Source organism: Pseudomonas sp. B611, from assembly GCF_055407965.1.
The window spans coordinates 37794-58676 of record NZ_JBUZST010000014.1; the positions used below are offsets into that span (position 1 = coordinate 37794).

General features: G+C 54.3%; 22 protein-coding genes. 8 read left to right on the top strand and 14 right to left on the bottom strand.

The features are described from left to right. Positions 1 to 29: 29 nt before the first annotated feature. Both ACZRMO_RS23250 and rnhA read left to right on the top strand, forming a co-directional pair. Positions 30 to 788 carry a class I SAM-dependent methyltransferase gene (locus ACZRMO_RS23250; protein ID WP_017738571.1) on the top strand — a complete coding sequence of 253 codons (759 nt, stop codon included), beginning with the start codon at positions 30 to 32 and terminating at the stop codon, positions 786 to 788. 31 nt (positions 789 to 819) lie between these two features. Beyond that, positions 820 to 1272 carry a ribonuclease HI gene (gene rnhA / locus ACZRMO_RS23255; protein ID WP_017738572.1) on the top strand — a complete coding sequence of 151 codons (453 nt, stop codon included), beginning with the start codon at positions 820 to 822 and terminating at the stop codon, positions 1270 to 1272. Between the two features lie 3 nt (positions 1273 to 1275). On the opposite strand, the gene ACZRMO_RS23260 is transcribed toward rnhA, so the two are convergent. Next, positions 1276 to 1584, bottom strand: a complete 309-nt coding sequence (locus tag ACZRMO_RS23260) for a DUF2388 domain-containing protein (protein WP_463974318.1) — start codon at positions 1582 to 1584, stop codon at positions 1276 to 1278. A gap of 200 nt (positions 1585 to 1784) precedes the next feature. Between ACZRMO_RS23260 and dnaQ the strand changes: the two genes are divergently transcribed. The 3 genes from dnaQ (at position 1785) to ACZRMO_RS23275 (ending at position 5588) form a co-directional block, all read left to right on the top strand. Beyond that, a complete protein-coding gene (gene dnaQ, locus ACZRMO_RS23265; protein ID WP_370695320.1) occupies positions 1785 to 2525 on the top strand; it encodes a DNA polymerase III subunit epsilon in 741 nt (246 codons plus the stop codon). A gap of 217 nt (positions 2526 to 2742) precedes the next feature. Beyond that, positions 2743 to 4998 carry an Orn/Lys/Arg family decarboxylase gene (locus ACZRMO_RS23270; RefSeq protein ID WP_463974319.1) on the top strand — a complete coding sequence of 752 codons (2256 nt, stop codon included), beginning with the start codon at positions 2743 to 2745 and terminating at the stop codon, positions 4996 to 4998. Positions 4999 to 5006: 8 nt separating this feature from the next. Next, complete coding sequence (locus ACZRMO_RS23275) at positions 5007 to 5588, top strand: GNAT family N-acetyltransferase (protein WP_463974320.1); 582 nt, start codon at positions 5007 to 5009, stop codon at positions 5586 to 5588. On the opposite strand, the gene ACZRMO_RS23280 is transcribed toward ACZRMO_RS23275, so the two are convergent. Continuing rightward, entirely contained in the window at positions 5585 to 6478 is an 894-nt protein-coding gene (locus ACZRMO_RS23280; protein WP_463974321.1) for a LysR substrate-binding domain-containing protein, read from the bottom strand. The genes ACZRMO_RS23275 and ACZRMO_RS23280 overlap by 4 nt on opposite strands. A gap of 109 nt (positions 6479 to 6587) precedes the next feature. On the opposite strand from ACZRMO_RS23280, the gene ACZRMO_RS23285 reads away from it, so the two are divergent. Beyond that, entirely contained in the window at positions 6588 to 6932 is a 345-nt protein-coding gene (locus ACZRMO_RS23285; RefSeq protein ID WP_124528783.1) for a hypothetical protein, read from the top strand. A 61-nt stretch (positions 6933 to 6993) separates the two neighbouring features. Here the strand turns inward: ACZRMO_RS23285 and ACZRMO_RS23290 are convergent, their stop codons facing one another. After that, the gene (locus ACZRMO_RS23290; RefSeq protein WP_124528781.1) at positions 6994 to 7230 is read right to left on the bottom strand and encodes a hypothetical protein; all 237 of its coding nucleotides are present in this window, start codon (positions 7228 to 7230) and stop codon (positions 6994 to 6996) included. A 218-nt stretch (positions 7231 to 7448) separates the two neighbouring features. On the opposite strand from ACZRMO_RS23290, the gene ACZRMO_RS23295 reads away from it, so the two are divergent. Then, on the top strand, positions 7449 to 8006 hold the full coding sequence (locus tag ACZRMO_RS23295; protein ID WP_463974322.1) for an NADPH-dependent FMN reductase: 558 nt from the start codon (positions 7449 to 7451) through the stop codon (positions 8004 to 8006). Between the two features lie 158 nt (positions 8007 to 8164). Here the strand turns inward: ACZRMO_RS23295 and ACZRMO_RS23300 are convergent, their stop codons facing one another. The 9 genes from ACZRMO_RS23300 to ACZRMO_RS23340 form a co-directional block, all read right to left on the bottom strand. Continuing rightward, positions 8165 to 8377, bottom strand: coding sequence for a hypothetical protein (locus ACZRMO_RS23300; protein WP_463974376.1), 213 nt, complete (start codon positions 8375 to 8377; stop codon positions 8165 to 8167). Continuing rightward, positions 8367 to 9629 carry an MFS transporter gene (locus ACZRMO_RS23305; protein WP_463974323.1) on the bottom strand — a complete coding sequence of 421 codons (1263 nt, stop codon included), beginning with the start codon at positions 9627 to 9629 and terminating at the stop codon, positions 8367 to 8369. The genes ACZRMO_RS23300 and ACZRMO_RS23305 overlap by 11 nt, the downstream gene beginning before the upstream one ends. 2 nt (positions 9630 to 9631) lie before the next feature. Continuing rightward, a complete protein-coding gene (locus ACZRMO_RS23310; RefSeq protein WP_463974324.1) occupies positions 9632 to 10612 on the bottom strand; it encodes a HesA/MoeB/ThiF family protein in 981 nt (326 codons plus the stop codon). Beyond that, on the bottom strand, positions 10605 to 12038 hold the full coding sequence (locus ACZRMO_RS23315) for a hypothetical protein (RefSeq protein ID WP_463974325.1): 1434 nt from the start codon (positions 12036 to 12038) through the stop codon (positions 10605 to 10607). The genes ACZRMO_RS23310 and ACZRMO_RS23315 overlap by 8 nt, the downstream gene beginning before the upstream one ends. A 535-nt stretch (positions 12039 to 12573) precedes the next feature. Then, positions 12574 to 13308 (bottom strand): hypothetical protein, encoded by a 735-nt coding sequence (locus ACZRMO_RS23320; RefSeq protein ID WP_463974326.1) that lies wholly within the window; start codon positions 13306 to 13308, stop codon positions 12574 to 12576. Positions 13309 to 13477: 169 nt separating this feature from the next. After that, positions 13478 to 14464 (bottom strand): cupin-like domain-containing protein, encoded by a 987-nt coding sequence (locus tag ACZRMO_RS23325; RefSeq protein WP_463974327.1) that lies wholly within the window; start codon positions 14462 to 14464, stop codon positions 13478 to 13480. Positions 14465 to 14564: 100 nt separating this feature from the next. Then, complete coding sequence (locus tag ACZRMO_RS23330) at positions 14565 to 14705, bottom strand: hypothetical protein (RefSeq protein WP_463974328.1); 141 nt, start codon at positions 14703 to 14705, stop codon at positions 14565 to 14567. A 344-nt stretch (positions 14706 to 15049) separates the two neighbouring features. Next, complete coding sequence (gene poxB, locus ACZRMO_RS23335; RefSeq protein WP_463974329.1) at positions 15050 to 16774, bottom strand: ubiquinone-dependent pyruvate dehydrogenase; 1725 nt, start codon at positions 16772 to 16774, stop codon at positions 15050 to 15052. A 77-nt stretch (positions 16775 to 16851) separates the two neighbouring features. Continuing rightward, positions 16852 to 18084 (bottom strand): NADH:flavin oxidoreductase/NADH oxidase family protein, encoded by a 1233-nt coding sequence (locus tag ACZRMO_RS23340; RefSeq protein WP_463974330.1) that lies wholly within the window; start codon positions 18082 to 18084, stop codon positions 16852 to 16854. A 72-nt stretch (positions 18085 to 18156) separates the two neighbouring features. On the opposite strand from ACZRMO_RS23340, the gene ACZRMO_RS23345 reads away from it, so the two are divergent. Continuing rightward, positions 18157 to 18561, top strand: a complete 405-nt coding sequence (locus ACZRMO_RS23345; RefSeq protein ID WP_463974331.1) for a MerR family transcriptional regulator — start codon at positions 18157 to 18159, stop codon at positions 18559 to 18561. 142 nt (positions 18562 to 18703) lie between these two features. Here the strand turns inward: ACZRMO_RS23345 and ACZRMO_RS23350 are convergent, their stop codons facing one another. Together ACZRMO_RS23350 and ACZRMO_RS23355 are read right to left on the bottom strand one after the other, a co-directional pair. Then, positions 18704 to 19198 (bottom strand): DUF934 domain-containing protein, encoded by a 495-nt coding sequence (locus ACZRMO_RS23350; RefSeq protein WP_463974332.1) that lies wholly within the window; start codon positions 19196 to 19198, stop codon positions 18704 to 18706. Next, on the bottom strand, positions 19182 to 20840 hold the full coding sequence (locus ACZRMO_RS23355) for a nitrite/sulfite reductase (protein ID WP_017738585.1): 1659 nt from the start codon (positions 20838 to 20840) through the stop codon (positions 19182 to 19184). Before ACZRMO_RS23355 ends, ACZRMO_RS23350 begins: the two co-directional genes overlap by 17 nt. Positions 20841 to 20883: the final 43 nt, after the last annotated feature.

Sequence of the window (20883 nt, forward strand, 5' to 3'; positions counted from 1 at the left end):
TAGAACGTCTAGGCGAGTTGGAGAATGCAATGACTGATAAAGCGTTCGCCCAGGCCGATCCTGAGTGGCTGGCCCTGATCAGCGCCGCCCGCGAATGGCTGTCGGGGCCGATCGGGCAATTTTTGCTGGATGAAGAGCGGCGCATGCTCGAAGACGAGTTGGGCCGGTTCTTTGGTGGCTACCTCGTGCATTACGGCCCCTCGGCCCAGACCCCGCCGTCCGCACCGCAGGTGCAACGCAATGTGCGCCTCGGCGCACCGCTGCCGGGGGTGGAGATTGTCTGTGAGGAGCAGGCGTGGCCGCTGAGCGAGCACGCCGCCGATGTGGTGGTGTTGCAGCATGGCCTGGATTTCTGCCTGTCGCCCCACGGCCTGCTGCGTGAAGCGGCGAGCAGCGTGCGCCCGGGTGGCCATTTGCTGATTGTCGGCATCAACCCCTGGAGCAGTTGGGGCCTGCGCCATGTGTTCGCCCACGATGGCCTGCGCCAGGCGCGCTGTATCTCGCCGTCACGGGTGGGGGACTGGCTGAACCTGCTGGGCTTCGCGCTGGAGAAACGCCGCTTCGGGTGCTATCGTCCGCCGCTTGCCTCGACCAAGTGGCAAGCCCGGCTGGCCGGCTGGGAGCGCCGCGCTGGCGCCTGGCAACTGTCGGGTGGCGGCTTCTATTTATTGGTGGCACGCAAGATCGTGGTGGGCCTGCGGCCCGTGCGCCAGCTACGGCGTGAACCCATGGGCAAGCTCGTGCCGATGCCGATGGCCAAGGTCAACCGCAAGCAAAGCGAACCGTAAAACTTCTTTTTGATTTCGAACCGAGTAACCGATGACCGATACCGTAGAACTCTTCACCGATGGCGCCTGCAAAGGCAACCCGGGCCCTGGCGGCTGGGGCGCGTTGCTGGTGTGCAAGGGCGTGGAGAAGGAACTGTGGGGCGGCGAAGCCAACACCACCAACAACCGCATGGAGCTGATGGGCGCCATTCGCGGCCTGGAAGAACTCAAGCGCCGCTGCAATGTGCTGCTGGTGACCGACTCGCAGTATGTGATGAAGGGCATCAACGAGTGGATGGTCAACTGGAAGAAGCGTGGCTGGAAGACTGCCGCCAAGGAACCGGTCAAAAATGCCGACCTGTGGCAACTGCTCGACGAGCAGTGCAATCGCCATGACATCACTTGGAAATGGGTGCGCGGCCATATCGGCCATCCTGGCAACGAACGCGCCGACCAGTTGGCCAACCGGGGTGTGGACGAAGTGCGCGGTTACAAGCAGAGCTGACGCCTACAGCGCAGCGATGGCCTGGGCCAGTTGCATATCGCTATAGGTTTGCCCGGGCAGGCGTTCTCGCACATGCACCAGCGCCGACTCCAGGCGCACACCACGGATCTCGCCGTCGCTGGCGACGAAGGCTTCGGCGTCATCCCTGGCCGCCTGCACAATCTTGTCATCCTTGAATGAAGAGCTGGTGCCCTTGGTGGCGCTCATGGAGAGGCTGACCATAAAGTCGGTGGTCATGACGAAACTGGTGGCGTGCGCCGTGCAGGCGCTGCCCATCAGCAGCAGGGCGCACAGGGCTTTTGAAAGGTTCATGGGGGTAGGCAATCCGTGGTTGGCTGGGGCGTGCAGGCTAACAAGGGGGCCCTGGGCAAACTGCGGCGGCTTTGCGAAAGAGTGTAAGAAACTGTCCAAACGTCAAGGCCTTGGGCCAGCCTTGGGCTGCTTGGGGCATGACGTGCTAAAATCTCGACCTTTGAAATACACCACCCGTTGAGAGCTGAACCCTGATGGCCATCCGATCCGTTGTACTCGATACCGAAACCACCGGCATGCCGGTGACCGATGGCCACCGGATCATTGAAATCGGCTGTGTCGAACTGATGGGGCGGCGCCTCACCGGTCGTCACTTCCACGTCTACCTGCAACCTGATCGCGACAGTGACGAAGGCGCGATTGGCGTCCACGGCATCACCGACGAGTTCCTCAAGGGCAAGCCGCGCTTTGCTGAAGTGGCCGATGAGTTTTTCGAATTCATCAACGGCGCCCAGCTGATCATCCATAACGCGGCGTTCGACGTCGGCTTCATCAATAATGAGTTTGCCCTGATGGGGGCGACAGATCGCGCGGACATTTCCAAGCACTGCTCGATCCTCGATACCTTGATGATGGCCCGTGAGCGGCACCCGGGTCAGCGCAACAGCCTCGATGCGTTGTGCAAACGTTATGGCGTCGACAACTCCGGCCGTGAACTCCACGGCGCCTTGCTCGACTCCGAGATTCTTGCCGACGTCTACCTGACCATGACCGGTGGGCAGACCAGCCTGTCCCTGGCCGGTAACGCCTCGGACGGCAGTGGCTCGGCGGAAGGCTCGGGCAACCGCCCTTCGGAAATCCGTCGCCTGTCGGCGGATCGCAAACCCATCACCATCATCCGTGCCAGCGAGCAGGATTTGCTCGAGCATGCGCAGCGGTTGGAAGCGATTGCCAAGTCGGCGGGTGCGCCGGCGTTGTGGACCCAGCTGACCGAGCAGTGACCCCAGGCTGAACGCCATCCCAATGTGGGAGCTGGCTTGCCTGCGATAGCATCACCAAGGTGTGACTGACACACCGAGGTGTCTGCATCGCAGGCAAGCCCGCTCCCACACAAGCCCGCTCCCACATTTGATCGGCAGTGGCTTCTAAATCTTCATTCGCTACATCCGCTCCCAGCTTCTACCCTTGAGTGCATAGCCCTCAGGACTCCCAGCACTCATGTACAAAGACCTGAAGTTCCCAGTGCTTATCGTGCATCGAGACATCAAGGCCGACACCGTCGCCGGTGACCGGGTTCGCGGCATCGCCCGAGAGTTGGAACAAGAAGGCTTCAGTATCTTTTCCGCAGTGGACTACGCCGAAGGTCGGCTGGTGGCGTCCACCCATCATGGCCTGGCGTGCATGCTGATCGCCGCCGAAGGCGCCGGTGAGAATACCCACCTGCTGCAAAACATGGTCGAGCTGATCCGCCTCGCACGGCTGCGGGCGCCCAACCTGCCGATTTTCGCCCTGGGCGAGCAAGTTACCCTGGAAAACGCGCCAGCCGATGCCATGAGCGAACTCAACCAGCTGCGCGGCATTCTCTATCTGTTCGAAGACACCGTACCGTTTCTCGCCCGACAAGTGGCCCGCGCCGCCCGCACGTACCTAGATGGCCTGCTGCCGCCATTCTTCAAGGCGCTGGTGCAACACACCGCCGACTCCAACTATTCCTGGCACACCCCCGGCCATGGCGGTGGCGTGGCCTATCGTAAAAGCCCGGTGGGGCAGGCGTTTCATCAGTTCTTCGGGGAAAACACGCTGCGTTCGGACTTGTCGGTGTCCGTGCCGGAGTTGGGCTCGTTGCTGGATCACACCGGCCCGCTGGCCGAAGCGGAAGCCCGCGCCGCACGCAACTTCGGCGCCGACCACACGTTCTTCGTGATCAATGGCACGTCCACCGCGAACAAGATTGTCTGGCACTCCATGGTCGGTCGCGACGACCTGGTGCTGGTGGACCGCAATTGCCACAAGTCGGTGCTGCATTCGATCATCATGACCGGCGCGATCCCGCTGTACCTGTGCCCGGAACGCAACGAGCTGGGGATCATCGGCCCGATTCCCCTGGGCGAATTCAGTCCCGAGTCGATCCGCGCCAAGATCGACGCCAGCCCGCTGACCCGTGGCCGGCCGCCGAAGGTGAAGTTGGCGGTGGTGACCAATTCCACCTATGACGGGCTGTGCTACAACGCCGAACTGATCAAGCAGCAATTGGGCAACAGTGTCGAGGTGCTGCACTTTGATGAAGCCTGGTACGCCTACGCGGCGTTTCACGAGTTCTTCGCCGGGCGCTACGGCATGGGCACCTCGCGCACGCCGGACAGTCCGCTGGTGTTCACCACGCACTCCACGCACAAGCTGCTCGCGGCTTTCAGCCAAGCGTCGATGATTCACGTGCAGGACGGTGGCGCGCGCCAACTGGACCGCGACCGTTTCAACGAAGCGTTCATGATGCATATCTCCACCTCGCCGCAGTACAGCATCATCGCCTCGCTCGACGTGGCCTCGGCCATGATGGAAGGCCCGGCCGGGCGCTCGCTGTTGCAGGAGATGTTCGACGAGGCCCTGAGTTTCCGCCGTGCCCTGGCTAATCTGCGCCAGCACATCGCTGCCGAAGACTGGTGGTTCTCCATCTGGCAGCCGCCCTCCGTCGCGGGTATCGACCGCGTAGCGACGACGGACTGGTTGTTGCACCCCGAGGATGATTGGCACGGCTTTGGTGACGTTGCCGAGGATTATGTCCTGCTCGACCCAATCAAGGTCACGCTGGTGATGCCCGGCCTGAATGCTGGCGGAGCGCTTAGCGATTGTGGGATTCCGGCTGCGGTGGTCAGCAAGTTCCTTTGGGAGCGCGGGCTGGTGGTGGAGAAGACCGGGTTGTATTCCTTCCTTGTGCTGTTTTCCATGGGCATCACCAAAGGCAAATGGAGTACCTTGCTCACCGAGCTGCTGGAATTCAAACGCAGCTACGACGCCAATGTGAGCCTCGCCAGTTGCTTGCCATCTGTCTACGCCCAAGGTGCCGTGCGCTATCAGGGCCTGGGGTTGCGCGACCTGTGCAACCAATTGCACAGCTGCTATCGCAGCAACGCCACCGCCAAACACCTCAAGCGCATGTACACCGTGTTGCCGGACATCGCGATGAAACCGGCGGACGCCTACGACCAATTGGTGAGGGGCGAAGTGGAGGCGGTTTCCATTGATGCCTTGCCAGGACGCATCGCAGCGGTAATGCTGGTGCCTTACCCGCCGGGCATTCCGCTGATCATGCCAGGGGAGCGCTTTACCGAGTCGACGCGCTCGATCATCGACTACCTGGCGTTTGCCCGGACGTTCGATAGCAGTTTCCCCGGTTTTGTCGCGGATGTTCACGGGTTGCAACACGAAGACGACGGCAGTGGTCGTTGTTACACCGTCGATTGCATCAAGGGTTAAGGATGTTTATGCAAGCTGTAATGAACCCGAAGTATCCAGGGCTCAGTGTGCGAGTCGCCGACGAGGGCTTCGATGCCTACGTGTGGGGTAATGACTTCAGTTTTGAGGTCAGCGCCTATGGCGTACCGGAGATGGACGTGCGGGTCGATCAATGGGCGGTGGAGCGCATCCTGCCGTACCGCAAGTGTTATGGCATCGACCCGGAAGAGTTCGCCAGTTTCCGTGATGCGCCCGACAGTGCGATCTTCATGGCCTACCTCGACGATCAAGCGGTGGGCCACATCGTGATCAGCACCAACTGGAATGGTTTTGCCCATGTCGATGAGCTGGCGGTGGCGTTGCCCGCACGGCGTCATGGGGTGGCGAAGGCGCTGTTGGATGTGGCGCAATTCTGGAGTCGCAAGAAAAACCTGCCGGGCATGATGCTCGAAACCCAGAACAACAACCTCGGCGCCTGCCGCCTGTACGAGCGTTGCGGCTACGTGATGGGTGGCATCGACCACCTGCGCTATCGCGGCATCGATCCGCAGACCCGTGAGGTGGCGATCTTCTGGTATCGGCTGTTCAAGAGCGAAGTCGCCAAGCCTTAACCCGCCAACAGATCCTGCGCCTTCTGCGTGACAACCTCCAGCAAGGCATTCAGTGCTGGGGTAGCCGCGGCGTCCTTGAGGGTAAGCGCATACAGGTTGACCATGATCGGCGGAGACAGCGGGCACGCATCCAGCCCGGCGTCCCGTGCGCCAAAGGCCGTGAACGGATCGACAATCGCCAGGCCTTCGCCGGCTTCCACCATGCTGCGCATCATTTGGTAGGTCTGCACGCGGGTCTGTATCACCGGTAGCGGGCGCAAGGCTTGCAGCTTGGCGTCCAGCAGGCGGCTCAGCGGGTCTTGGCCCTCCAGGCCGATCATCGACTGCCCGGCCAGGTCGGCCAGCGCAATGTACTTCTGCTTGGGCTTGAGCCAGCCGTGGGGCGCGAGCAATTGCAGTTTGCCCTGGGCCAGCACGGTACTGTGGATTTGTGGGTGCTCCGGGTCATGCAGGCTCAGGCCGACCTCGGCCTCATGCAACAGCAGGCTCCTGACGATCTCGCGGGTCGGCTGGCTGGACAGGTTGCAGGGTGTGTCCTGGAAGCGTCGGCGCAGCACTGCAATGCTTTGTGGCAGCAGTTGATTGGCCAGCGGCGGGGTGCACAAGGCGCGCAGGGGCGGGGCGTGATGGTGTTTCAAGCGGCTGGCCAGGCGTTGTACCGGCTCCAGTGCTTCGTACACATGGGCGATGGTGGCTTGCAGCTCCAGGGTTTCCCGCGTGGCCTGCAGGCGCCCGCGCACGCTGGCGAACAGCATGAAGCCCAGTTGCTGCTCGGCGTCCTTGAGCGCGGCATCCACATCGCCCACGGGGAGTTGCAACCATTCGGCGGCCGTGCCGAGGTGTCCGGTCTGCAAGATGGCCTGAATCACTTCGATATGACGTAAACGCATCGGCGGAGTCTATGTGCAGCGCGCCGGGGATTCAATAGAATGGCTGCGCTGATCCACAACGACCAAAGCCGGCTACCGGCACTTACAACAAAAACAGGTCTGGTCCCATATGCCTCTACCCTCGATATTCTTCGGGGTAACGGCCAAGCAACTCCTGGTCCTGGTGACCGTGGGGTGCGTGGCTGCTTATCTCTTCGACCTTCATGACGACACCACGCCGGACAATCTGGCACTTGAAGCGTTTGTCCGCTCGCAGGAGCAGGTGACCGAGCAGGTGGGCGCTGTGCTGGAGATTGCGCTGGTCAGGCAGGTGGTCGCGCACCCCAGCAGTAACGCAGCGGGCTACAAGCGTTCGTTGTATGCCGTAGAGGGCGAGCGGGGGAAGGTGTTGGTTGCGCTGAAGGAAGTCGAGGGTGAGCAGGGGATAGAGGTCACGCAGATCCGCCGCCCGTGATCACCCCGGCCCAGTCAACGCCATGCATGGCCAGGACTGAGCGGGTAGACAGGGCGCGGTCTTATGACGCGAGGGTCGTTTCCGATTCGCGCACAATGATGATGCCCGACTGAATCAATTTGAATTCATCGCCTTCCAGCTTTTCTACACGGTCGCCAATGGCCAGCTTGTAGGTGGTGGTAGGCGCCGAGCCAGTCACATCGCCTTGCGCCGGGTTGGATTCCTGGAACTCATGCACCGAATACACACGTCCCTCTGCGTCTCTGGCATGAAACTGTCCGACTAGTACTGCTGCCATCTGTTTAGAACCTCTGGAGATAATCACTCGATTTGCGGTTCTGTAGACCGTCATGGAGCGGTGTAGTTTACCTACGTGAAAAAAATACTATTCACTGTGGTTTTTAGAATATTCCTACAAGGCAAAGCACTTGGGGGGATTCTCAAAACCTTCTGGTGAACGTGCCGCGAAGACTCTATAACTACAGGCTCCTTTAGTCAGACGTCGGGAAAACCCCCATGAGCAAGGTCTACACGATTGCCGTCCTGGTTGGCAGCTTGAGAAAAGAGTCGATCAACCGCAAGGTCGCCCTGGCCTTGGCCGCACTGGCCCCGGCCAACCTCAAGTTGAACATTGTCGAAATTGGCGATTTGCCGCTCTACAACGAAGACATTGACGGCGCGACACCGCCGGCAGCCTACAGTAGTTTCCGTCAACAGGTGAGTTCATCCGACGCGGTGTTGTTCGTGACCCCGGAATACAACCGCTCCGTGCCGGCACCGCTGAAGAATGCGATTGATGTGGGATCGCGCCCCTATGGCAAAAGTGCCTGGAGCGGCAAGCCGGGAGCGATCATCAGCGTGTCACCGGGCGCCATCGGTGGTTTTGGCGCCAACCATCATCTGCGCCAATCCCTGGTGTTCCTTGATGTGCCGTGCATGCAGCAGCCGGAAGCCTACCTGGGCGGTGCGGGCAGCCTGTTTGATGAGGCTGGCAAGTTGTCGGAAAAGACGCGGCCGTTCTTGCAGGCGTTTATCGATGCCTATGGCGCGTGGGTAGAAAAACAGAAAGCCTGACTTGGTAATGAGCTCAAAAAATGTGGGAGCGGGCTTGCCCGCGAATGCGGTACATCAGTGAATACATCTTTGACTGACAGTCCGCCATCGCGGGCAAGCCCGCTCCCACATTTGGATATGTGGCAGGCTTGGCATCCAAGCCTCCTCACTTATTGGGCCTAGCGAAGCCAGTTCGTGCGTGCCAGCTCAATGACCTCATCGCCACGCCCGCTCATCACCGCCTTGAGCATATACAGGCTGAAACCCTTGGCCTGCTCCAGCTTGATGCTCGGCGGCATCACCAATTCCTGAGTCGCCGTCACCACATCCACCAACACCGGCCCATCATGGGTCAGTGCGCGAAGTAATCCTGAAGGGTTTCTAAAAAACACGAGTCGATTCAAGCTTCTTGCTTGTTAACTTTTGTTGTCTGCCTAATAGCAGTGTTGTGCCCACGCCAAACAAGCCAATAAAGCAAGATGCTGCGACTATAATTAATGTCAGCGAAAAGCCATATATGTCTAATAATTTGCCGAAAATAATGTAAGAGAAGCCAATAATAATTGAGTTGACTAGGTTTGCAGCAGAGAGGCAGGATGCTCGGATGCGTGACTCGATATTTTCATGGATATATGTTTCGTAAGAGGTTTCATATATTGAAGGCAGTGACATAATTATCAGGAAAATTGCAATTGAGAGTGTTGATCCAACACCCAATGATAAAATGAAGAGGAGGAAGGTAACAATGCTGGTAGTAGTGAAGGCAATTAAGCCAAGGGAAAACCTGGAGCAAATGAAGCCAGCGAAAATGAACATTGCTGCTGATATAGCTTCGACGGCAGCATAGATAGCGGCAATTATGGGTACCTCTATACCCTGCATGGAAAAAAATGGTTGACCATAGATGAACAAAGGAATCGTTGAAAGCTCAAATAAAGCATACCCAATAAATAAAGGTATAAGAAAAGCGCCCTTTTTTGATCTGAAGAAACTCACAAATAATGTAAGGGTTTTCTCCGTTCTTTCGTTGCTCAATTCAATTGCTTTGCTGGTTTTTACTGACGTAGGTGGGAGTTTGATTTCAGGGGTGAGTACCGCAACTATAGCTCCAACAAGCTTAGATATTGCAAAAAAAATATAAACGCTATTCCAAGATAACGTGTTCTGTAATATACCGCCAAGCAGCATAGACAAACCTAGTGACACCGCACCAATAGCTCGGGCGCGTGATAGTATTACAGGGTATTCTTCAGATCGATGCTCGGCTAATAAATTATCATATAATAATGCCCTGTCTGAGCCGGAACTCATAGCAATACTAGCACCGAACAGGCAAAATATGATTGCAAAGGGAATAAAAGATGAAAATAGCAAAAAGCCAAGACCGCTTATAAATAATCCTAAAAAACCGATTATTAGAGAAAATTTACGACCGTATCGATCGGCGATTAAGCCAGATGGAATTTCTAATGCAACAGAGGAGAAGAATAAAAAAGATTGAAGAATGCCTATTTCCCCTTGTGTGATACCAAGTTGCAGCAGGTAAAGCACAAACAAACTTCTCTGTACATCCAGATTCATAAATATAGACAAATAGTAATATAAGTTATCGTTTCTGCTTTTGAAAAACTTAAGTATGCCCATGTTTATTTGAATACCTGGTTTTTTGTTAATTTAAAAGATTTGAAATTCAGGTTAAATGTGCATGTATCTATTTTTGAAGGTCCGATACCAGCTAAATATTGAAAGGCCTCCCAAGCTATGAGGTTAGCAATGATTGAATTTGTTATTCCGTTGGACGGAAAACGTGCAGGAATGATTATTTTTTCACAGACTTTACGTACCTCTCTAATCCAGCGTAGATAGGCCTGGAATGAAGACCTATCTTTTAGAAGTGGCCCAAGTGAACCGTTATTAATACCCACGGAGCCAAATAGTGCTGATGCGCCTGTGCTTAGTGCGGCGTTAGCTACGTAATACTGAATTGCTCCTTTGGGTTCATCAGCACAGCAGATAATAAGATCTGTTCCCTTGGCTAACTTTGCCAGCTGTCTGCTAGATGTTATTTCAGATACAATGGGTTTGGCTTCGACTGCGTTTTGATTTTTTAATAAACGCTGAGCAAGTATGTCTGCCTTGTATTGGCCAATGTCCTGTGCGTTAAAAACAAATTGACGATTAAGATTGCTCATGCTGACTTTGTCGAAATCGATCAATATAAAAGAACCAACACCCGAACCTGCAAGGCTTTGTGCAACTAAAGATCCTGTGCCACCGCACCCAACAATTACTATCGATGAGTTTTTTAGCTGTTTACTCACTTCTTGGTTTGGTGAAACTGCTTCATTCCACGACCATTGCATAGTTTGTAGCGGTGTCATCTCATAAGGGGGCGCAATATGAATAAGATTAGTATCCTTAAGTTGTCGAAGAAAGCTGCCTTCTGGCTCATTTTCAATCTCTATCACTACGCCTGTTGTGCTAAGTAAATAAAGTAATTTTATAATGTGTGAGCTATGAGACTTTATGCTTTTTATACCATCCTCCGTGATTAATTTGAATTGATCATCTTCGCGGAGAACAACAACATCTCCACGTAATACCCACTGGTTATGTCTTTTATGCAAAGGGGGGATCCTCCGTTGTATTTGTTTTGCCTATGCTTTTCACAAACATGGCCATCGGTCTGTAAACTGTTTCGGCCAAAAGCATTGGTAAAATTTCATCGCTCGATTTTGAGTAAAGTTTTTTAAAGACAGATTTAATAAAGTTCATAGAGCTAACAGTCGTGTCTAAGCCAGATACGTTTCTTTGAAATAGAATTAGGCGCAAGCTTTTCTCACTTGCGGCATCTACAATTAGCAGTTTTAACACTGTTTTTTCTTCATTTGTGAGTTCCTGCCAGAGTTCATCGCACTCAATAAGGAGGTGAAGTGATTTTGCTTTGTTTTTTTGTCGCGGCTCAACAAATGCTTGGAGCAAGGTCTCAGCGGGGCTCATCATTTCAAATGGGCTGTTTAATCGTTGATAGTTTGCAAGAATAGGAAAGGAGTAGTACGAGGAAAATGCAGACCATGATAGTAGTGTTTTTGTATTAGGGTTGGGGATGATGTCTAGTGCTTTAGTAAGTCCAATACCACGATATTGTGGGTGTACAATGACTCGAAATGATTGCAATACACACTTATTGACTTCCCAGAACTCTGGGAATATTTCAAAGGCTTTTGGCCATGGGCGAATGCACAAATTAACACCTACTAACTCCCCCTTTGAGTAAGCGGTGACAACGTGATCAACTAGAGGCTCTAGCATGGAAATGTCATTAGGGTTGTCATTTTCATAATGATAACGGGAGAGTTTTTTATAATCGGCTACAGTGCCTTTTTTAATTACTATTTCTAGGCTGTCTAAAATGCTCGTGTTGTATTTTTTTTTGTCAGAGATAATGTGCTTTCCATTTGAGCAAAGTCTAATATGAATATCCGGTTTTAAAAAATCGACAATGTCATCGTGGCAACTTGCAATGAAGGCATTTTGTTTGTTGGAGCGGAGGATTTTTCCTAAATTCATGGCGATAATTTCAGCTGTACGCCTGTCCAATCGCGTGGTGAATTCGTCGAGGATAAGTGGCCCTGCGCCTTGGAGTAAAGCTAGCGCAATAAGGAAGCGTTCTTTTTGTCCATCGGACAGGTGAGAAAACGGACCAATTAGGACGCGTGGTTCCCCCAATCCAAATTTCGAAAGATAACGGATGACTTCACCTGCATCTTCACAAGACATTATCTCTGCGATAGATTTCCTTTCTTCAATTTGGTTGGGTATTTTTCTTATAGTTGAAAAATGCCGAGAAATATCATTCAGTAGTAAGCTTTTGCCTACGCCACTTGCTCCTGTTATTAAAATGATTCCGTTTGCAGGGATGTCTAGATTTGATAGCGACTCTATCCACCCTTCTTCAGATAGACCAAATGTTTTAATTATATCTTGGCAAATTTTGCCGCCGCTATTTAGCGGCGGGATATGTAGCTCTACTTTTGTACGTATCATGTTCATGGGTGACTCGCATTGTTTATTAGCTATAATTGGTGTGCAGGGTTTTAAAATCAACATTGCTCAAACAAATACTTGGAATGGAACCAATTATCACGCTCGGACATATTTCATCTAGTAACTGATCAAGCAATTGACTTTGCACATGGCTAAATATAGTTGATTTCAATATGTTAATATATAATGTAAGAGCTTTTGAGTGGCTTCGCCAAGCTGGGCATAGTGTTAATGATGCATATCTACCCCAGGCATCATCGGTTGGTCCGCAAACTATCATTAGTCGCATAGCCGCTTTAACTTTAGGGTCTGAATAGCTATCAGAAATTGGAGTGCAAGGTATACCGTTTTGATGAAGAGTCGTTGCAATAGACCAAGCGACAGTAGCATTAGGGTAATAATCGGAAAATGCTAGAATGTGACCAGTTTTCGATGTCGTATGCGACCAGTCTAAAGTTGTTAAGCTTCTTAGTGGTGCTGGATCATCGAATAGTGTAGGTGCTCTTGCCCAACCTACGTGTTCTCCACAGTTTGTGTGTGTTTAAATATTTTTAATTTCTTTACGAAGTAATTTTTTGTCGTCTCCAGCAAGTTCGCCCGAAAAGACGAGAATAGCTCTAAGAGGTGTTTTTTTAAGGATGCGCTGTCCATTTATTTGTGAAGTTGCGTTAAATGGTGTGGCAGTGTCTGCAGTTTGATTAATAATCCCTTTTTCGTAAAGAGTGATGTTCTCTTCAGGATTACGTATGACCTCTATAAGAATAGAAGGGATACTGTTACGGGGGCAAAATGCTTCCCACCGATTAGGGGCGATTTCACATACTTGTCGCGCCCCTGGCCATTTATCAGTACGAAACGGTATCCATGCGGGGGATGATAGTAGCCCTTCGAAGGCTGGGGTTTTTTCCTTAAAGCTGATAATGGCACTGCCATCTTGTGTTAATCCTAACGTTGCTTTATTCATGATTAGATTACGGACAATGACATCATGACTAGCCAAATAATTTAGGCCGTTCAAATAATCTGTTCCTGATGTTTTGTACGATTTGTAGGCATTGTTGTTTTTGGGGGAAAGAATGTATGTATGTCCCTCATTTCTAATGCTTATATTGCAGCCGCCTTCTATGCTCACGTTTGGAAGTGGTGCAGATAATGGCGCTCGTGGCGGAAGTGCTCCCAAACTGGCTAGTTGTAGGGCGCCATAGTTACGTGGGGACTTTAATAATCCAGGAGGTGCGTCTACAGCAATTATAATTGACTTGTTTTGATCCGTCACACACCCTCCTTGTGTTCCTCATTATTAGTTTGTTTGGAATATTTAATTTTTGTATTTATATGGGTGGGGCTATTAGGTATTAATTTATTTGATGGTTGCCGAAAAATACAGCGTAAAAGATTGTCAGTGTATTGCTTTGTTGATTTTGTTTTAGTGAATATGTTGCTTCTTAGCGTCTAGCACTCTGTGGATCATAACTTTTTAGATAGTCTTCAGATTTTTTTACTGCCTTTTCAAGGAACATAATGTATCGCTTTTCATTCTCGATGAAATCCCCAATCTTATGTGATAAGGGATGAGGTGGTTTTATTTTTTCTCTAAACAACTCTTCCCTAGCCGCCCTTCCTAAATCTTCGATTTTACTCAATAGGGGGAGAACGAATCCACGCATTTTCTGTTCGAAAAGTGGAAATCTATAAGTGTCTACATGTAAGTTTTGAACGGCGATTGTGAATCCGCAGTTGATTACGTTATGCCACCAGCCAGGCGGGATATAAAACGCATCACCTGCCGATATTGATCCTTCAAAAATATCGGCACCTTGCTCGAGCACACCATTAGCGATTTCAGGATTAAATAAATCTTGGCCATTTAAAACTGCGTGAGTATGGGCCGGCGATACCATGCGTGCTTTTTTTTCACCCACAATCATTGTTAGTACAGAGTTAACGAAAAATGAATCTGTATGGAGAGGGCTTGATACATCCTTATAGCCAATAAGTAAATTTGTCGGTGGTATTGAAATCGATGGAGGTAGTTTGTATAGCCAGTTATCAGGAAAGCAAGGTAGTGTCATATCTATATCATCTAGCAGTTCAGGAAACTCTTTATGATAGATCCATCCGCCTAGGTATGGTAACTCCGCGTCATTTTCTAGAGTATTATCTCTTTCTGCTGTGTGTATGTATTCGCTTAGAAGCATTGTAACCTGGTTTTTATAAAGTTCCTGCCGTTTCGTCTTGTAATAGCAGACAGGTACTTTAACGTGACCATAGGTATTGATGAAAAAGTCCGCAGACCAACGCTTAATTGCAGGCCAATCCTTACCCATTCCTTTTAGAATTACTGGCTTCTCACTCATGAGATAATTTTTTTGGAATAGTGTTACATCGCTAGCATCAATACTCTGTAAAAAAGTTATATTTTTTTTTGACAAGGTAATACTCCTTGCGTAATGGATCGCTGTTGATGCTATTAAAAAAGGCCAAACTTATGAATTTATGAATGACCTTTTTTATCATGGCCCTAGCGAACTGTTAACAGCGGCTAAAAATAGCTTGAAGCATCAAGTTGTCATCTGCTTCATCGATGAAAAAAGAGACATCTTCATTTTCATTGCTAGCAGGAAAAGTGGTGTCAGGTTCTAATGCATATTCAATGACTTCTTCATTTTTCATTTTTTTGTTCTCATCTATGATTGAGGAGTCTTAATTAACTTCCTCACGATTTATAAAGTATATCTATGTTGCATTTTTGCAAGGGGAACTTGGTCGGAATACTCCTACTCTTTCCTACGCATTGGTCTTAAGTGGGGGGATAAGTTATTGTTTTTTTGGCTGATGTTTTTAGGTTTGGTTGTTAAAAGCCTTGGCATTGAAACATTAAGAAATGTTCTTTCGATTTTTTGACTGGTTTAGAGTCATTTTTTCCGGGGGGGAGGGGGTCGTAGTGTGTCAGTCAGCGGATGCATCGACTGGCTCACGGTCATGGGGGGGGGCGAGCCCCCTCCCAAATTTTTTGATCAGCGAAGCCAGTTCGTGCGTGCCAGCTCAATGACCTCATCGCCACGCCCGCTCATCACCGCCTTGAGCATGTACAGGCTGAACCCCTTGGCCTGCTCCAGCTTGATCGTCGGCGGCATCACCAATTCCTGAGTCGCCGTCACCACATCCACCAACACCGGCCCATCATGTTCCAGGGCACGGCGTAGTGCAGGCTCCAGGTCTTCGGACTGCTCCACGCGAATCCCCAGGATGCCCATGGCGTTGGACATGGCGGCAAAGTCCGGGTTTTTCAGCTCGGTGCCGGCGTCCAGGTAGCCTGCGGCTTTCATCTCCATGGCCACGAACCCCAGTGAGGAGTTATCGAAGACGATGACTTTTACTGGCAATTTCAACTGCGCCAACGAGATGAAATCCCCCATCAGCATGGCAAAGCCACCGTCGCCAGACATCGAGATCACCTGCCGCCCGGGAAATGCGGCCTGCGCCCCGATGGCCTGGGGCATGGCGTTGGCCATGGAGCCGTGGTTGAACGAGCCGATCAGCCGGCGCTTGCCATTCATCTTCAGGTAGCGCGCTGCCCATACGGTGGGCGAACCCACATCAGCGGTGAAGATCGCATCATCGTCCGCCAACTCACTGAGCAACCGTGCCACGTACTGCGGGTGGATCGGACGGTTGGCCTTTGAGGGCTGCGCAAGGTCATCCAAGCCCTGGCGGGCTTTCTCATAATGCTTGAGCGAGGTGTCAAGAAAGCTGCGATCTGCCTTGCGCGTCAGGCGCGGCAGCAGGGCGGCGATGGTTTCACTTACGTCGGCGCAAATACCCAGGTCCAGCGTGGCGCGACGCCCCAATGCTTGCGGGTTGCGGTCGATCTGGATGATCTGTGCGTCGGTGGGGTAGAACTGGCGGTAGGGAAAGTCAGTGCCGAGCATGATCAACGTGTCGCAATCGAGCATGGCGTGGTACCCGGAACTGAAGCCGATCAGGCCGGTCATGCCCACATCGAACGGGTTGTCCCATTCCACGTGTTCCTTGCCGCGCAAGGCGTGCACCACGGGCGCGCCCAAGGCATCGGCCAGGGCAACGACTTGGTCATGGGCACCGGCGCAACCGCTGCCGCAGAGCAGGGTGACTTTTTGGCTGTGTTCAAGGATGTCGGTGAGGCGTTGCAGATCCTGCTCCGCCGGCAAGGTGCGCGGGGTGTGCAGGGCAGGCCAGGGCTTGAGTTTGCTCTCCACCTCCAGCAACGACACATCCCCTGGAATCACCACCACCGCCACGCCGCGATTGAGGATCGCTGCGCGCATGGCGCGGTGCAGCACCTGGGGCATTTGCTCGGGGTTGCTCACCAGTTCGACGAAGTGGCTGCACTCCTTGAACAGTTCCTGGGGATGGGTTTCTTGAAAGTAATTGAGGCCGATCTCCGTGGATGGAATCTGCGCCGCAATCGCCAACACCGGCACATGGTTGCGATGGCAGTCGAACAGGCCGTTGATCAAATGCAGGTTGCCTGGCCCGCAACTGCCGGCGCACACGGTCAATTCACCGGTGGCAGCGGCTTCGGCACCGGCGGCGAATGCGGCGACTTCCTCGTGGCGCACGTGCATCCACTCAATGCTGTCCATGGTGCGCAAGGCGTCGGTGAGGCCGTTGAGGCTGTCGCCGGTCAGGCCCCAGATGCGCTTGATGCCCGCCTGTTCAAGGGTGGTCGCCAGCTGTTGGGCCAGGTTGATTTTCGCCATGAAGAACTCCAATCGTCAGTGAGGTTAAAAACTGCTGATCAATAGGGGACAGTTCGATCATGGCGAATGCTCCGCCCTTATTGTGAAGATTGCGTCATGGCGGCGCGGTACTGGCGGGTACGCCGTGCGATGAACCACTGATCACGCACCAGCGCCATGCACGGCGCAACGTTGGCCTTGGGTTGGTGCCCGCGGCTGAGGCGATGCATCTGGTAGCGCACCACCGCGAGAATGGCGAGAGACGCCAGGGGCTTGCGCTTCCAGTCAATCGGCTTGAGCTGCGGGTTGGGATCGCGCCCTTCACGCCAGTGCTTGATCAACTGCGGTTCCAGGGTCAGCGCGGTGGCGATCCCGGCCATGGCGATGCCGCTGTCGAGCACCTGCTGCACGATCGGCAGGCGGCGGATGCCACCGGTGACCATCACTGGCATCTGGGCGATGCTGGCCAGCTCCGTGGCCATGTCCAGGAAGTACGCTTCGCGGGCCAGGGTGCGGCCGTCCCGTGCTTCGCCCTGCATGGCTGGCGCTTCATAGCTGCCGCCGGACAACTCCAGCAAGTCGATGGGCAGCGGGTTGAGCATCTCGACCACGGCGCGGGCATCGGCTTCTGCAAAACCGCCACGCTGGAAGTCTGCCGAGTTGAGTTTGACCGACACGCAAAATGACGGGCTGACGCTGGCGCGTACGGCGCGGATCACTTCCAGCAGCAGGCGCGCACGGTTTTCCAGCGGGCCACCCCAACGGTCGGTGCGTTGGTTGCTCAGCGGCGAGAGGAACTGGCTCAACAGGTAGCCGTGGGCGCCGTGGATTTGCACACCGGTAAACCCGGCTTTCTCGGCCAGGCGGGCGCTGGTGGCGAAGCGCTGGATCACCTCCTGGATGTCGTCTTCGGTCATGGCCTTGGGCTTGGCGAACATCTTTGAGAAGCCACCCAGGTCGAGGGCCACGGCGGAAGGCGCCACGGCTTGCTGGCGCAGGTTGGCCGGGGTCTGACGCCCAGGATGGCTGAGTTGCACCCAGAAGTGCACGTCTTTGTCCCGTGCCACATCGGCCCATTCGCGAAAACTGTCCAGCTGTTGCTCGTCCTCCAGCGCGACACCGCCGGGGCCGGTCATGGCGCGACGGTCGATCATCACGTTGCCGGTGATCAGCAAGCCTGGCTTACCCTCGGCCCACGCCTTGTAGAGCTGCTTCAACTCGCGGGACGGTGCCTGATTGCCATCGGCCATATTTTCTTCCATCGCGGCCTTGGCGATGCGGTTCGAGATGACTTGGCCATTGGGCAGTTGCAAGGCTTCAAAGGGTGACATGGGTTGACTCCTGTGCGGGGGAGGCCTCAGGCTAAGCTTAAAGTTAACTTTAATGTCAAGCAGGCGATGGCGATGAATATTGGCGAACTGGCAAAACAGAGCGGATTGGCAGCGTCACGTATCCGGTTTTATGAGGCCGAGGGCTTGATCAGCCAGGTGGGGCGCCAGTCCAATGGCTATCGGCGCTACTCGGCAGAGGCGTTGCAGACGTTGCAACTGATCCAGAGCGCGCAACAGGCCGGCTTTACATTGCAGGAACTCAAGGCGTTGATGCCGGCACCGGGTGAGCACAAGCGCGAGGAGTTGATCGAAGCGCTGGAGCGCAAGGTGGGGCAGATCGAAGCGATGCAGGCGCAATTGGCCCACAGCAAGGCGCAGTTGCTGGGCGTGATCGAGGCGGTGCGGGCGCAGCCGGAAGGTGTGCCGTGCTCCATGGGACAGAAGCAGGTGCTGGCGTCGATCAAACTCAACGGATAAAAAAAGCCCTGGCATGCCAGGGCTGATTGTTCCCACGCTCTGCGTGGGAACACAGATTATGACGCTCTGCGTCACACCGGCGATGCCTGGACGCGGAGCGTCCGGGGTGGCGTTCCCACGCGGAGCGTGGGAACGATCACCATCAGCGGCGGCGGAACAGCGGCAGCGGTTCATCCGTTGCGGCCTGGTACGTCACCGAGAAGTCCTTGAGGCTTTCCAGTGCTTCGTACGGGTCTTTGTCGGCGCGCAAGGCGAAGGCATCGAACCCGCAGCGGCGCAGGTAGAACAGCTGATCGCGCAAGATATCGCCAATGGCGCGCAGTTCGCCTTTGTAACCATAACGGTCACGCAGCAGGCGCGCGTTGGAGTAGTTGCGCCCGTCGGTGAAGGCCGGAAAGTTCAGGGCGATGACCTGGAAGTGTTCCACGTCGTCACCGATTTCTTCGGCTTCTTCATCAGCGTCCAGCCACACACCCAGGCCGCCGTCGCGGGCCTTGAGTGCGTGGCCGTGCTCGCGCCACAAGGCCAGCGGCACGATCAGGTCGTCGCAGTTGGAAATGCCGTCGAAGCTCGCGTCCTTGGGCAGCAGGTGCCAGGTCTCGTCGAGGACTTCGTTGTTCTTAATGATTCGCTGCATAGACGCGCTCCTTGAACAGGTCGATGCCGATGCGCTGGTAGGTGTCGATGAAACGCTCATCTTCGGTGCGCTGTTCGATGTACACATCGATCAGTTTGCCGATCACCTCAGGCATGGCTTCCTGGGCGAAGGATGGGCCAAGGATCTTGCCCAGGCTCGCATCGCGGCTGGCGCTGCCACCCAGGGACACTTGGTAGAATTCTTCGCCTTTCTTGTCCACGCCCAGGATGCCGATGTGGCCAACGTGGTGGTGACCACAGGCGTTCATGCAACCGGAGATGTTCAGGTCCAGCTCGCCGATGTCGAACAGGTAGTCCAGGTCGTCGAAACGGCGCTGGATCGATTCGGCAATCGGGATCGACTTGGCGTTGGCCAGGGAGCAGAAATCGCCACCCGGGCAGCAGATGATATCGGTCAGCAGGCCGATGTTCGGCGTGGCGAAACCGCCTTCGCGCAGTTCGCCCCACAGGGTGAACAGTTGGCTTTGCTCAACGTCCGCGAGAATGATGTTCTGCTCGTGGGAAGTGCGCAGTTGGCCATAGCTGTAGCGGTCGGCCAGGTCGGCGACGGCGTCCAGCTGCTTGTCGGTGATGTCGCCCGGGGCAACGCCGGTCGGTTTCAGCGACAGGGTCACCGCAACGTAGCCTGGCTTCTTGTGCGCCAGGGTGTTGCGACCACGCCAGCGGGCGAAACCTGGATGTTCCAGATCGAGGGCCGCAAGCTCGGCGTCCTGATTGCTCAGGGCCTTGTACTCAGGGTCGACGAAGTGCTTGGCAACACGATGTACTTCGGCTTCGGTCAGAGTGGTCTGGCCTCCGCGCAGGTGTTCCATCTCGGCATCGACTTTCTGGGCGAACACCTCAGGGGTCAGCGCTTTTACCAGGATCTTGATCCGGGCCTTGTACTTGTTGTCGCGACGGCCATAGCGGTTGTAGACCCGCAGGATGGCATCGAGGTAGCTCAACAGGTCCTGCCACGGCAGGAATTCGTTGATAAACGCGCCGACTACCGGTGTACGGCCGAGGCCGCCACCCACCAATACGCGGAAACCCAACTCGCCCGCTGCGTTGTACACCGGCTCCAGGCCGATATCGTGTACTTCGATGGCGGCGCGGTCCGAGGTCGAGCCATTGATGGCGATCTTGAACTTGCGCGGCAGGTAGGCGAATTCCGGGTGGAAGGTGGTCCATTGGCGGACGATTTCACACCAGGGGCGCGGGTCGATCAGTTCGTCAGCGGCAACGCCGGCGAATTGGTCGGTGGTCACGTTGCGCAGGCAGTTACCGCTGGTCTGAATGGCGTGCATCTGCACGGTCGCCAGTTCAGCCAGGATATCCGGCACGTCTTCCAGCGCGGGCCAGTTGAACTGTACGTTCTGGCGGGTGCTGATGTGCGCGTAGCCTTTGTCGAAGTCGCGGGCGATCTTGCCCATCATGCGCATCTGACGCGAGGTCAGTTGGCCATACGGCACGGCTACCCGCAGCATCGGCGCAAAGCGCTGAACATAAAGGCCATTTTGCAGGCGCAGAGGGCGGAACTCTTCTTCGCTCAGCTCACCTGCCAGGTAGCGTCGGGTCTGATCACGGAACTGCTTGACGCGGTCCTCAATGATGCGCTGATCGTATTCGTCGTATACGTACATATAGGTCCTGTTCTCGGCAAATCTGCGCGCACGGCCGCGCACT